The sequence below is a fragment of the uncultured Tateyamaria sp. genome, from assembly GCF_947503705.1.
Lineage (GTDB): Bacteria > Pseudomonadota > Alphaproteobacteria > Rhodobacterales > Rhodobacteraceae > Tateyamaria.
Genome location: NZ_CANNES010000006.1, coordinates 21,415 through 34,488 on the forward strand (window position 1 = coordinate 21,415; position 13,074 = coordinate 34,488).

At 59.7% G+C, this 13,074-nt stretch carries 11 protein-coding genes; 8 read left to right on the top strand and 3 right to left on the bottom strand.

Translation table 11 applies throughout. The features are described 5' to 3' along the window. Window positions 1–101 precede the first annotated feature (101 nt). The 8 genes from Q1A44_RS14005 to Q1A44_RS14040 all read left to right on the top strand — a co-directional run bounded on the left by Q1A44_RS14005 (window position 102) and on the right by Q1A44_RS14040 (window position 9,005). Complete coding sequence (locus tag Q1A44_RS14005) at window positions 102–1,142, top strand: substrate-binding domain-containing protein (protein WP_299626261.1); 1,041 nt, start codon at window positions 102–104, stop codon at window positions 1,140–1,142. Between the two features lie 107 nt (window positions 1,143–1,249). Beyond that, entirely contained in the window at window positions 1,250–2,722 is a 1,473-nt protein-coding gene (pstC, locus tag Q1A44_RS14010) for a phosphate ABC transporter permease subunit PstC (protein ID WP_299626264.1), read from the top strand. After that, complete coding sequence (pstA, locus tag Q1A44_RS14015) at window positions 2,719–4,074, top strand: phosphate ABC transporter permease PstA (protein WP_299626267.1); 1,356 nt, start codon at window positions 2,719–2,721, stop codon at window positions 4,072–4,074. The genes pstC and pstA overlap by 4 nt, the downstream gene beginning before the upstream one ends. Before the next feature lie 12 nt (window positions 4,075–4,086). Continuing rightward, entirely contained in the window at window positions 4,087–4,884 is a 798-nt protein-coding gene (gene pstB, locus Q1A44_RS14020) for a phosphate ABC transporter ATP-binding protein PstB (protein ID WP_299626270.1), read from the top strand. Between the two features lie 11 nt (window positions 4,885–4,895). Continuing rightward, window positions 4,896–5,600: a phosphate signaling complex protein PhoU gene (gene phoU / locus Q1A44_RS14025; RefSeq protein ID WP_299626273.1), complete on the top strand. Its 705-nt coding sequence runs from the start codon at window positions 4,896–4,898 to the stop codon at window positions 5,598–5,600. A gap of 4 nt (window positions 5,601–5,604) precedes the next feature. Then, window positions 5,605–6,294, top strand: a complete 690-nt coding sequence (gene phoB / locus Q1A44_RS14030; protein WP_299626276.1) for a phosphate regulon transcriptional regulator PhoB — start codon at window positions 5,605–5,607, stop codon at window positions 6,292–6,294. Between the two features lie 134 nt (window positions 6,295–6,428). Continuing rightward, a complete protein-coding gene (locus tag Q1A44_RS14035) occupies window positions 6,429–8,225 on the top strand; it encodes a class I adenylate-forming enzyme family protein (protein ID WP_299626279.1) in 1,797 nt (598 codons plus the stop codon). 12 nt (window positions 8,226–8,237) lie between these two features. Beyond that, the gene (locus tag Q1A44_RS14040) at window positions 8,238–9,005 is read left to right on the top strand and encodes an SDR family oxidoreductase (RefSeq protein ID WP_299626282.1); all 768 of its coding nucleotides are present in this window, start codon (window positions 8,238–8,240) and stop codon (window positions 9,003–9,005) included. Window positions 9,006–9,064: 59 nt separating this feature from the next. On the opposite strand, the gene Q1A44_RS14045 is transcribed toward Q1A44_RS14040, so the two are convergent. From Q1A44_RS14045 to Q1A44_RS14055, 3 genes are read right to left on the bottom strand one after another with little or no spacing between them, the layout of a single operon-like run. Then, window positions 9,065–9,934 (bottom strand): acyl-CoA thioesterase II, encoded by an 870-nt coding sequence (locus Q1A44_RS14045; protein WP_299626285.1) that lies wholly within the window; start codon window positions 9,932–9,934, stop codon window positions 9,065–9,067. Then, the gene (locus tag Q1A44_RS14050) at window positions 9,931–11,871 is read right to left on the bottom strand and encodes an acetoacetate--CoA ligase (RefSeq protein ID WP_299626288.1); all 1,941 of its coding nucleotides are present in this window, start codon (window positions 11,869–11,871) and stop codon (window positions 9,931–9,933) included. The genes Q1A44_RS14045 and Q1A44_RS14050 overlap by 4 nt, the downstream gene beginning before the upstream one ends. Next, a complete protein-coding gene (locus Q1A44_RS14055) occupies window positions 11,868–13,073 on the bottom strand; it encodes a serine hydrolase (RefSeq protein WP_299626291.1) in 1,206 nt (401 codons plus the stop codon). The genes Q1A44_RS14050 and Q1A44_RS14055 overlap by 4 nt, the downstream gene beginning before the upstream one ends. Window position 13,074: the final 1 nt, after the last annotated feature.

A 13,074-nucleotide genomic window follows, 5' to 3' on the forward strand; every position in this document is an offset into this window, starting at 1 on the left:
ACTGTTACACAACTGTCACAAAAGCATTGCTACAGCGCCATAGACGGTCGCCAAGGTTCCCATGGGGGGGATCACTCGAAATTCGATAACAGGAGACATTCATGTCCTTTGTGAAACTCACCACTTCGGCGCTGGCCCTTACGGCCATGGCTGCAACCACCGCAGCAGCGCGTGACCAGGTTCAGGTTGCAGGCTCGTCCACTGTGCTGCCTTACGCATCCATCGTAGCCGAAGCCTTTGGCGAGAACTTTGATTTCCCGACACCGGTTGTGGAATCGGGCGGTTCGTCCGCCGGCCTCAAGCGGTTCTGCCAGGGTGTTGGCACCCAGCATACCGACATCGCGAATGCCTCGCGCGCCATCCGTGAAAAAGAAATCGCAGCCTGCGCCGAGAACGGTGTGACCGACATCATCGAAGTGCGCATCGGCTATGACGGCATCGTCTTTGCCAGCCAGCTCGATGGCCCAGCCTATGACGCCTTTACCCAATCCGACATCTTCAACGCTCTGGCCCCCAAGGTGATGGTGGATGGCGCGCTGGTCGACAACCCGCACACGCAGTGGTCTGACTTCAACGCAGACCTGCCAGCCGCTGACATCCTGGCGTTCATCCCGGGCACCAAGCACGGCACACGCGAAGTTTTTGAGGAAAAGGTTCTGCTGACCGGTTGCGAAGCGACTGGAGCCATGGAAGCGATGATCGCGGGCGGCATGTCCGAGGATGACGCCGAAGACGCGTGCCTGTCGGTCCGCACTGATGGCAAGTCCGTCGACATCGACGGCGACTACACCGAGACACTGGCCTCGATCAACGCGAACTCCAACGCCATTGGCGTGTTTGGTCTGGCCTTTTACGAGAACAATACCGACACGCTGAAAGTCGCAACCATGGGCGGCGTTGTGCCAACCACGGAAACCATCGCGGCGGCTGAATACCCCGTGTCGCGTCCCTTGTACTTCTACATCAAGAAGGCGCATCTGGGCGTGATCCCCGGCCTCAAGGAATTCACCGAATTCTTCGTCGCGGATGAGATTGCAGGCCCAGACGGCCCGCTGGCCGAGTACGGCCTTGTTTCTGACCCGGAGCTGGCAACAACCCAAGCCATCGTGTCTAACGAAGAAATCATGGGCGGCGGTAGCTGATCCGGTCCAAGTGACCAAACCGAAACCACGCAATCGGGCGGCAGTCTGTGCCGCCCGCATTCACGTCTAAGCCCGCGCTTGCCATGCGGGACTGAATTGGGGGGCACATGCCTGTTCTATGGCTATCACTGATCGTCGTTGCGATTTCCATCGTGATGTTTGTAAGCGGTCGGCAAAGGGCGTTGCGCGCATCCGGCGGCGACAGCCGGGCTTTGCATTCCCTCCCGAATTACTATGGCACCAATGCGCTGATGAAGGCGATTGTACCTGCCTTTGGCGTCATGATCCTGTGGCTGCTGGCGCAACCCTTGATCCTGCAAAACAGCGTGTCAGGCATGATCCCCGACAGCATGCTGACCGAGGGCAGCACCATGGGCCTGGTGATGTCCGAGGTACGCCGAACGGCGGACGGTCTGGACAACGCGGTTGCGGCCGGTTTCATCAGTGCCGGTGACGCCGCCAGCGCGGGGGCTGATCCCACGACGATCTCGAACATGCTACGGGATGCGGGTCAGGTCGTGACCAGTGATATCTCTCAACCCATTCTCAACGCGGCCCAGGCCTATCGCGAGATGAGCGCGACATCGTCAAGCCTGATGACCATTGTGGTGCTGCTGTTGGCGCTGGCAGGCGGTGCTTGGGGCACAATGCAAAGCGGCACCGAGTTTCGCGCCCGCAACGTGGTGGAACGCGGCGTTCTGACCATTTTGATCGCCGCCGCCTCGGTTGCGATCCTGACCACCATCGGCATCATCCTGTCGTTGATCTTTAACACGGTCGAATTCTTCCGCCTTTATCCTGCCATCGACTTTTTCACCCTGCTGGAATGGTCGCCCAGCTTTTCGGGGCGCGGCGGCACCTCAAGCCTGGGTATCTTGCCGCTGCTCTGGGGTACGATCTATATCTCGATCGTGGCGCTCTTTGTGGCGGTGCCGGTGGGCCTTTTCTCGGCGATCTACCTGTCCGAATATGCGACGCCGCGGGTGCGCGGCATTGCCAAGCCGCTTTTGGAAATCCTCGCTGGTATCCCGACAATCGTCTATGGCCTCTTTGCCCTGCTGACCATTGGCCCGCTGTTGGTCAGCGTCTTTGGCGAGGATGGCACCGGTTGGATGGGCGGGGGTCGGTCGGTGATGACGGCGGGCATCGCCATGGGCATCATGCTGATCCCTTTTGTCAGCTCGCTCAGCGACGATATCATCAACGCCGTGCCTCAGTCGTTGCGCGACGGCTCTTATGCCATTGGGGCGACGCGGTCTGAAACCATTAAACAAGTTGTCCTGCCCGCCGCCTTGCCGGGCATCGTGGGTGCCGTTTTGCTGGCCGCAAGCCGCGCCATTGGCGAGACGATGATCGTTGTGCTGGGGGCAGGGGCTGCGGCCCGCCTGTCGCTGAACCCGTTCGAGGCCATGACGACCGTCACGGCCAAGATCGTGTCGCAGCTTACCGGAGACAGCGATTTTGCCTCGCCCGAGGCGCTGGTGGCCTTTGCCCTGGGCATTTCACTTTTTGTTCTGACGTTGGGGCTGAACGTCTTCGCCCTCTATATCGTGCGTAAATACCGGGAGCAGTATGAATGACCGACGCAAGCCTTCCCGCCTCGTCCGACGCGCCGCATCGCGCATCCCTCATGCAGGCCGACGCGCGCACGCAAAAGCGCAAGGCTGCCGAAAAGCGGTTTCGCATGTACGGGATCGCGGGCATTGCCACTGGGATCTTTTTCCTGATCGTTCTGCTGGTGTCCATTGTCTCCAGCGGCATGGGCGCGTTCCAGCAGACATTCATCAACGTTCCGGTCTTCCTTGATCCGGCAAAGCTCGACAAGAATGGCAACCGCGACATCGAAGATATCAAGAAGGTATCGACGTTTGGCTATAACCCGTTGATCCAGGACGCGGTGTTGCAGCAAATAGAGCAAGCAGACATCGACACACCGCTGACCAAGCGCAAGGATATGAAGGCACTTATTTCGGCCTCTGCCGCCGCGCAGGTGCGCGATACGGTGATCGCCAATCCCGACCTGATCGGGGAAACGGTCACGTTTCGTATTCTGGCGGCCAGCCGGGTCGACGGCTACCTCAAGGATCGCGTCAAGCGTGAAGACGTTGAGCGTGACAAGAACATCGACGCGGCCCACCTCGATATCGTCGACGCTCTGGTGCCGCTCGGTGTGATCCAAAAGACCTTTAATCTGGCCTTTATTACCGGTGCGGATGCGTCCGAAAGCCGGGCGGAGTCCGCAGGTATCGGTGTGGCCATGATTGGTTCACTGTTCATGATGCTGGTGGTTCTGGTACTGGCGCTGCCCATCGGCGTCGCAGCCTCGATTTACCTTGAGGAATTCGCGCCCAAGAACCGCTGGACTGACCTCATCGAGGTGAACATTGCCAACCTGGCGGCTGTGCCGTCCATTGTGTTTGGTATTCTGGGCCTGGCCGTTTTCATCCAGTTCATGCACTTGCCGCAATCGGCGCCGTTGGTCGGTGGTCTCGTGCTGACGCTGATGACGCTGCCCACGATCATCATCTCGACGCGCGCCTCGCTCAAGGCGGTGCCGCCGTCAATCCGGGATGCGGCCCTTGGGGTAGGGGCGTCGAAAATGCAATCGGTGTTTCACCATGTGTTGCCGCTGGCGGCCCCAGGCATCCTGACGGGTACAATCATCGGTCTGGCGCAGGCTTTGGGCGAAACCGCGCCGCTTTTGTTGATTGGCATGGTGGGCTTTATCGCCTCGAATGCGCCAGACGGGATTGCCAGTGGCTTGCTTGATCCCAACTCGGCCATGCCCGCGCAAATCTATGAATGGGCCAAGCGGGCGGACCCTGCCTACTACGAACGGGCCTGGGGTGGTATCATCATCCTGCTTGGGTTCCTGATTTCGATGAATACGCTGGCCGTGATCCTGCGGCGCCGCTTTGAACGCCGCTGGTAAGGGGATAGACCCATGAACGATATGCGAATTGTGGAGAGAGACGTGGACACCAACAACGTAAAGATCGCGGCCAAGGGCGTGCAGGTCCATTATGGCGACACCCATGCGATCAAGGACGTGGACGTCGAAATCCAGGACAAGACCGTCACGGCGTTTATCGGCCCTTCGGGCTGTGGTAAGTCGACCTTTCTGCGCTGCATCAACCGGATGAACGACACGATTGATATTGCCCGGGTGACGGGCGATATCCGCATTGATGGCGAGGACATTTATGACCCGCGCGTCGACCCGGTACAGCTGCGCGCTAAAGTCGGCATGGTGTTTCAGAAACCCAACCCGTTCCCCAAATCGATCTATGACAACGTCGCTTACGGGCCGCGCATCCACGGGTTGGCCCGCAACAAGGCTGAATTGGACGAGATCGTCGAAAAGTCCCTGCGCCGGGGCGCCATCTGGGACGAGGTCAAGGACCGCTTGGACGCGCCCGGAACAGGGCTTTCCGGCGGCCAACAGCAGCGATTGTGCATTGCCCGCGCTGTGGCGACCGAACCCGAGGTTTTGCTGATGGACGAGCCGTGTTCGGCCCTTGACCCCATTGCCACGGCTCAGGTCGAAGAGCTGATAGACGAACTGCGCCGCAACTATTCCGTGGTGATCGTGACCCACTCGATGCAACAAGCCGCACGGGTGAGCCAAAAGACGGCGTTCTTCCACCTTGGGAACCTCGTGGAATACGGCGAGACCGGTCAGATTTTTACCAATCCCGAAGACCCGCGCACCGAAAGCTATATCACCGGCCGGATCGGCTGAGGAGCAAACACATGAACGACCAACATATCGCATCAGCCTTTGACCGCGACCTGGAAGCCATTCAGGCGCAGATCATGAAAATGGGCGGGCTTGTCGAGAACGCTATTCTTGAGGCCGCGATCAGCCTGGAATCTCGCGATGAAGAGCGTGCAGAAGCCGTGCGCCGGGCTGATAAGGTCATCGACGCGCTTGAAGAATCCATTAACGAAGAGGCAGCGCGCGTCATTGCCTTGCGCGCACCCACAGCAATCGACCTGCGTCTGGTCCTGACCGTGATCAAGGTCAGCGCCAACCTTGAACGTATCGGCGACTATGCCAAGAACATGGCCAAGCGGACTGGCGTTCTTGCTCAGATGGCACCGGTCGACGACAGCGCCGGCGCCTTGCGCCGCATGGCCAGGGAAGTTGAGCGGATGCTCAAGGATGCGCTGGACGCCTATATCGCGCGGGATGCGGAACTGGCCCAGGACGTGATCGACCGCGACCGCGAGATCGACCAGATGTATAACGCATTGTTCCGCGAATTCCTGACCTTCATGATGGAAGATCCGCGCAATATCACCGCCTGCATGCATTTGCATTTCATCGCCAAAAACGTCGAGCGAATGGGCGATCACGTGACTGCCATTGCGGAACAGGTCGTCTATCTCGTTACGGGTGCGCACCCGGACGAGACCCGCACAAAGGCCGACAAAACCTCATTGCCGGTGGAGTGATCCGATGTCAGCCAGTCAACCCCGTGTCTTGGTCGTCGAAGACGAACCCGCACAGCGCGAGGTTTTGGCCTATAACCTTGAGGCCGAAGGCTTTGCCGTGAGCCGCGCGCAAAACGGCGAAGAGGCGTTGTTGCTCGTGGACGAGGATCTGCCAGACATCATCGTGCTGGACTGGATGATGCCGCATCTGAGCGGGATCGAAGTATGCCGTCGCCTGAAGATCAAGCCCGAGACGCGCACCATCCCGGTGATCATGCTGTCAGCGCGGTCCGAAGAGGTCGACAAGGTCCGTGGCCTCGAGACGGGTGCGGACGACTATGTGGTCAAACCATATTCTGTGATCGAGCTGATGGCGCGGGTACGCAGCCAGTTGCGCCGCGTGCGTCCCACGACGGTCGGGCAACGGTTGGAATTCGACGACATAATGCTCGACAGCGAGAGTCATAAGGTGCTCCGCGGAAGTGACGAGGTGAAGCTTGGTCCAACCGAGTTCCGCTTGCTCAGTACGTTCATGGAAAAACCTGGCAGGGTCTGGAGCCGCGAGCAATTGCTGGACCGCGTCTGGGGCCGTGACATCTATGTCGACACACGGACCGTCGATGTCCACATCGGACGGCTGCGCAAAGCGTTGACTCAATTTGGCGGCGACGATCCAGTGCGCACGGTGCGTGGCGCTGGATATGCACTTGGATGAGGTGACATGAAGAGTTTCGTGTAATCATCGGTATTACATAAATAAATCTCCATTCCGTCCATCCACATTAATTACATAATGTGGATTATACATTAATCAGGCCGGTATCCAGAAAAGCTGTGCCATCGACCCACTTGGCACATCTCGTGATTGCCCCTAACTTTCCAAATACACCGCCGCAGATCAAAGTCGCGACGGATCAATGGGAGGAAGTGTATGGGGATCAGGCGATGAGCGGACTGACGCTTGATCAGGCCGTGGCCAAAGTGACCGCCGAAAATCCGACCTTTGCCGTGGGCACGGCAGAAATCCGCGGCACGCAGTACCGTGTGTTCAGCAACGCACCTGATCACATCTACGCTCTTCTTTTGGCCAGTCGTGCGGCGCATGGCGATGGTGCCTCGGACTATCTGGTGTTCGAAGATCAACGATGGACCTTCGATGCGTTTGTCCAGGATGTGCACCGCATGGCCCGTCTCCTTCAGCGTGACTATGGCGTGACCAAAGGCACGCGTGTGGCGCTGGCCATGCGCAACTGTCCGGCCATGTTGATCGGGATGATGGCGATCAGCGCGCTTGGCGGCGTGACCGTGTTTCTCAACGCCTGGTGGACCGGTGCCGAACTGGACTATGCGCTTGGCGACAGCAGTCCAAAAGTTGCTTTGGCCGATGATATGCGTACCGACCGCCTCGCCCGATTGGCCCAAGCCCACGGCCTGCACGTGGTCAACCTTGGCACAGCCCATGAAGATCATGGCGCGGGCCTGTCAGACGTGTTGGCACAGTCTGACTCACGCTTTGACGCTGCGCAGATCGCAGCAGATGATGACTTTGCGATCATGTATTCGTCAGGCACGACGGGCCATCCCAAGGGTGTGGTGCAGACGCATCGTGGGGCGATCAACGCGGTCTTCACGTGGCTGATGCAGGCTGCTTTGACACAGCTGATCGAACCGCCAGAAGACGATAGTTCCCCTGCCCCGCGGCCTGTGATCTTGATTGTGACGCCGCTCTTTCATGTCACCGCAACGCATCCGATGTTCCTGCTGAGCTTACCTGCAGGCGCGAAATTGGTGGTGATGCACAAATGGTGCGCCGATACCGCAGCGCGGCTGATCGACCGCGAAAAAGTCACGCGCTTTTTAGGGGTGCCCACACAATCGGCTGATCTGATGGAGGCGGCGTCGCGATTGGGCCTGACGCTCGACAGTCTCGAATATCTTGGCTCTGGTGGTGCAAAACGCCCCGCAGCACAGGTGGCTGCCTTGTCCAAGCGCTTTCCAAGTGCCCAGATCGCAACAGGCTGGGGCATGACAGAAACTAACGCCAACGGTATCGGATTGGTCGGACGCGATTATGCGCGTCATCCCGGCGCAGCCGGACGGTTGTATCCCCCTGTGCAAGACGTTCGCTTTCTGGACGATGCGGGCTACGAGGTCGCTGTCGGAGAGGTCGGTGAAATAACTGTAAAAAGTCCCTGTAACATGCGGGAATACTTGAACAAACCAGATGCCACGGCAGAGGTTTTGCAAGATGGCTGGCTGCGTACGGGGGATTTGGGTCGGATCGACGCAGACGGCATGATCACCATCCTCGACCGCAAGAAAAACATCATTATTAGGGGTGGCGAAAACATCGCTTGCCTGGATATCGAAGGTGCCCTGCATCGCCACCCTGGCGTTCGTGAGGCTTGTGCCTTTGCCCTGCCCGACGATCGTCTGGGCGAAGTCGTGGGCGCGATCGTGCAGGCGGAGGGCGCTGTGGTCCCGACCGAGGCAGCGTTGCAGGATTTCCTAGCCACGCATATCGCCCACTTCAAGATTCCAAGTCGTATATGGGTTCAGGCCAAACCCCTGCCCCGCGGAGCGACCGACAAGCTGGATCGACGTGGCATTCGTGCCGCCTGTCTGGCGGATGCAGACATCAGGTAAAAGGACGCGACCATGGACCTCAAGGACAAGATCATCGTTGTAACCGGCGCGGCCAACGGCATCGGCAAAGCGCTGTGTTTGGCTTTTGCGGCGGCAGGCGCCAAGGCGATAGCTTGCGTGGATCGAGACATTGAAGGCGCTCGTGCAGTTGCACGGAAAATCAATGGGTTCGCTGTTGAAGTGGATGTGTCACATGAGGCGGATATTGCCGCGATGATCGTGCAGGTCGAAGACACGCTTGGCCCCATTGACCTCTTTTGCTCAAACGCAGGCGTGTTGACCGAAGGCGGAGCAGAAGCGCCCGATGCGGAATGGCAGCGGCTGTGGGATATCAACGTCATGGCGCATGTCTGGGCGGCCCGCCATATCGTGCCGCGTATGACCGAACGGGGTGGTGGGTATTTGTTGAATACGGCGTCCGCCGCTGGGTTGTTGAACCAGATTGGGTCAGCGCCTTACGGGGTAACAAAACACGCTGCCGTGGGCCTGGCCGAGTGGCTTGCGATCACCCATGGCGACGCCGGTATCAAAGTTTCGGTCTTGTGCCCCCAAGCGGTGCGCACTGCGATGACCGAAGGGCTGGAGGATCATGTGGCGGCTATCGACGGCATGCTGGAGCCTGAGGACGCCGCACGTGCGTGTGTCAACGCCATCCGGGACGAAACCTTTCTGGTGCTGCCCCACGCTGGCGTGTTGGACTATATGCGCCTCAAGACTGCGGATTATGACAAGTGGATTGGCGGCATGAGAAAGTTGAACCGACGTTTTGGCGCGCTTTGAGTGTTGGTTCGGCGCACTGCCCCAGCCGCCGGATTTCTTGGAACAGAGAGGCGGGTACGTCAGCCCTTGGTCTTGATCTGGCGAATGAGGCCCTCTTGGGCGACCGAGGCGATCAGTGTGCCATCGCGGTTATAGATCATGCCCCGGTTAAAGCCGCGTCCGCCGCCTGACCAGGGACTGTCCATCGTGTAAAGGTGCCAGTCGCAAAAACTGGCCGGGCCGTGAAACCACATCGAATGGTCTAAGCTCGCGGCCATGACCGCCCCTGTGAACCACGTCTGACCATGCGGGCGCAGTGCCGAGCCCAGCAGGTTCATGTCAGAGGCATAAGCGAGCAGGCAATGCTGCAACTGCGGGCTGATCCCGCGTGCGGCGGCCATGCGAAACCAAAGGTGGTTCTTGTCATCCGCCGGTTCCGGCGTAAAGAAATCACGCGGCGCGACCTCGCGGATGTCAATTGGACGGGGGCGCAGGAATTCGTCGTGATGGCGCTCGGGGATCTTGTCGACAACTGCGGCGCGCAATGTGCTGCGATCGGCCAGCCCCTCAGGTCCTTCGACATCGGGCATCGGGTGCTGATGGGTCCAGCCATCCTCGGCCACATGGAACGAGGCCGACATGTTCAGAATCTGTTTGCCATGCTGGATCGCAACAACCCTGCGCGTGGTAAAACTGCCCCCGTCACGCGCGCGGTCCACTTGATATATCACCGGGATCGAAGGATCGCCCGGGCGAATGAAATAGGCGTGCAGGCTGTGACACAGCCGGTCCTCGACCGTTTGATAGGCTGATGCGAGCGCCTGCCCGATGACCTGCCCCCCAAAGATGCGCGTGGGCGTCTCGCCCCCCTGCCCGGTGCCGCGAAACAGGTCCACCTCAAGCGGTTCTACCGCCAACAGGTTCAACAGGGTCTGGTGTGCGTCGCTCATGTTGTGCGGCCCTTTGCATAGGCGATAAAGAAATCGAGACTGTCCGGGTTGGCCATCGAATCGCGATTGACCAGTGTTGCCGGATCACCGCCCAAGAGCAGTTTTTTCACCGGGACTTCCAGCTTTTTGCCTGACAACGTGCGCGGGATTTCTGCGACCTCGATGATCTCATTGGGCAGAAACCGGGGTGAAACCTGATCTTGGATGGATGCGTTGATCTGATCCTTGATCCCGTCGGTCAACCCGCCTGGTGTCACCACGAAGAGCGGCATGAAGCTCTCGCGTCCCAAGTATTCCAGATCGACCACAAGGCTGTCTGTGACCGCCTCGATCCCCTCGACCGCCTGATAAATCTCGGCCGAGCCAAGGCGCAGCCCCTTGCGGTTGATCGTGGCGTCAGAGCGGCCATAGATGACGGAACCACCCGCAGGCGTGAACTCGATCCAGTCGCCGTGCCGCCAGATGCCGGGATAGGTGTCGAAATATGCGTCATGCAAACGGCTGCCGTCATCGTCTCCCCAGAAGTAAAGCGGCATGGCAGGCAAAGGTTCGGTGCACACCAGTTCGCCCACCTCGTCAAACACCTCGTTGCCGTCCGCATCAAAGGCGCGGGCCGCGTTGCCAAGCGCACGGCATTGGATTTCGCCCAGCCGCACGGGCAAGAGCGGATTGCCCAGCACAAAGCCCCCAGCGATATCGGTGCCCCCCGAGATGGACATCAAGCTGATGTCCGGTTTCACATCGCTGTAAATCCAGGCAAAGGCGTCCGGCGAAAGCGGTGACCCGGTCGAGCCGAGCCCGGTCAGCGCGGAGAGGTCCATGTCTTTGGGCGTAATCCCCGCCTTGCGGCACCCATCGTAAAATGCAGCACCTGCGCCAAATTGGGTCACTTTGTGTTTCTCAAGAAACCGCCATACTGCTGTCAGATCGGGGTGGTTTGGCGCGCCGTCGAAGATCGCGACCGTGGCCCCCTGCCCCAGCCCCATCCATTGCGCGTTCCACATGATCCAACCTGACGAAGTCAACCAGCAGAACTTGTCGCGCGCCGTCAGGTCATGGTGCAGCGATTGCTTGTTCGCCTCCAGCACGATCCCGCCGTGGCCGTGCACGATGGGTTTTGGGTCGCCCGTGGTGCCCGAGGAATAGACGATCCAGAGCGGGTGGTCGAACGCCACATCCAGCGGTGCGTTCTCCGCCTGGGTTTGCACCAGATCCGCCCAATTGCGCCGGTTTTCGGCCAAAGGTTGGCAGACGGGCACCATCACGACATGGGCGAGACTGGGAAGCCCGTCGATGATTTCGTCGACCTGGCTGCTGCGATCAACCGTCTTTCCTGCATGCACATAACCGTCCTGGGCGATCAGCAGTTTCGGCTCGATCTGTTTGAACCGGTCAAGGATCGCAACCTGCCCCATATCGGGGGCGCAAATGGACCAGATCGCGCCCAAAGACGCCGTTGCCAGAAAGGCGATCAGGGCCACTTCGGTATTGGGCAGAACGGCTGCGACCCTGTCCCCTTTGGTCACGCCCATATCGCGCAGATGATGGGCGACACTGGCCACCTGGTCGCACAGTTGGTCCCAGCTGAGCGCGCGCTCGCCAAAGGTTTCGGATTGGACAATCAGGGCCGTGTCGCTACCGCGCGCCCCGGTATGACGCAGGATTTGCGTGGCATAGTTCAACCGTGCGCCCGGCCCCCATTCTGCCCCGGGCATCTGCCGTTTGGCGAGAAACACGTCGGGACGCGTGCCCACAATGCCAAAGAAGTCCCAGATCGCCCCCCAAAAGGTGTCAATTTCGGATACGCTCCACTCCCAAAGCGCCGGATAGTCGTCAAAATGCAAGCCTCTTTCGGCGGCGAGCCAGCGCATGAATTGTGCCATAGTCGAAGCGTCTGCGCGTGCGGCAGGCGGGGTCCAGAGGATCGGACGGCTCATGTCAGGGCCCCATGAACCAGTGCCTTGAGCTCGGCCCGGGCCGGATAGCTGGACGATGGCGAGAGTTGGGTGAACATGACGACGGAGAAATCATGAATCCGGTCAATCCAGAAGAAGGTCGAAGCCATACCGCCCCAACTGAAATCCCCAACCGATCCAGGCACCCGACTGCGTGCAGGATCGAGCACAACTGCACCCGCGAGGCTGAATCCCACCCCGTCCATGGGCTGTTCGGCAAAGCTGGCCGGGCCAAGGCTTGCGATGTCGCCAGGCAGATGGTTGGCCATCATGAAGTCAGCGGTTGATGGCGAAATCAGGCCCTGCCCCCGCGCGCGCAAACAATCGGCAAACAGCATGTAGTCGTCTAGTGTGCCCACCAGCCCACCGCCCCCCGAATGCAACGTTGGGTCAAGAAAGGGCGATCCATCTGCATGATCCACACAGCGCAAGCTGTCGCCACCCGAAGCGGCAGTATTGAGGTCCATCGCGTCGCCCGCCAGTGGCGTGTACAGGCTGGCAAATCGGTCGCGCCGGCTCTGGGGAACGTCAAAGGCCGTTTCTGACAAGCCCAAAGGCTCGAATATCCGGCTGTGAAACACCTCGCCCAGGCTTTGGCCGGTAACGACCTCGATCACCCGGCCGATCACGTCGATGCCGACCGAATACTCCCACTGTGTTCCGGGTTGAAAGGCCAGCGGCAAGGCGGCCACGGCGTTGCATTGAGCGGCCAATGACCCGGCGCCGGGTTTGAACAGCAGGTCTTGCGCGGCCATTTCCTCGGACAGGATCGAGGGATTGAAAGGATAGCTCAGCCCGGATGTGTGCGTCAGCAATTGGTGCAAGGTGGGTGGGGCGCAAGGCATCGTCTGGTCCAACGACGTGGCACCGGGGATCAGGGCGCGGGCATCTGCAAATTCCGGCAAAAAGCTTGAGACCGGTGCATCAAGGGTAAAGGCCCCTTCCTCGATCAGCATCATCAGGGCGAGCGCCGTCACCGGTTTGGTCATCGAATAGATGCGGGCCAATGTGTCTCTGGCAAAGGGCGTGCCGCTATCCAGATCGCGCAGGCCTGTGGCATTGAAATACACCTCTTGATCACCTTGGCGGATCAAAACCGACAGACCGGGGAATTTACGCTCCGCCACATAGCGGTCGGCCCAAGGGGTGATACGATCGAGGCGCCGCGGGTCGAGGGTCAACATT

Coding starts and splice junctions, on each gene's coding strand:
- Q1A44_RS14005 (WP_299626261.1), top strand. CDS start 102: ATGTCCTTTGTGAAACTCACCACTTCGGCGCTGGCCCTTACGGCCATG.
- pstC (WP_299626264.1), top strand. CDS start 1,250: ATGCCTGTTCTATGGCTATCACTGATCGTCGTTGCGATTTCCATCGTG.
- pstA (WP_299626267.1), top strand. CDS start 2,719: ATGACCGACGCAAGCCTTCCCGCCTCGTCCGACGCGCCGCATCGCGCA.
- pstB (WP_299626270.1), top strand. CDS start 4,087: ATGAACGATATGCGAATTGTGGAGAGAGACGTGGACACCAACAACGTA.
- phoU (WP_299626273.1), top strand. CDS start 4,896: ATGAACGACCAACATATCGCATCAGCCTTTGACCGCGACCTGGAAGCC.
- phoB (WP_299626276.1), top strand. CDS start 5,605: ATGTCAGCCAGTCAACCCCGTGTCTTGGTCGTCGAAGACGAACCCGCA.
- Q1A44_RS14040 (WP_299626282.1), top strand. CDS start 8,238: ATGGACCTCAAGGACAAGATCATCGTTGTAACCGGCGCGGCCAACGGC.
- Q1A44_RS14045 (WP_299626285.1), bottom strand. CDS start 9,934: ATGAGCGACGCACACCAGACCCTGTTGAACCTGTTGGCGGTAGAACCG.
- Q1A44_RS14050 (WP_299626288.1), bottom strand. CDS start 11,871: ATGAGCCGTCCGATCCTCTGGACCCCGCCTGCCGCACGCGCAGACGCT.
- Q1A44_RS14055 (WP_299626291.1), bottom strand. CDS start 13,073: ATGTTGACCCTCGACCCGCGGCGCCTCGATCGTATCACCCCTTGGGCC.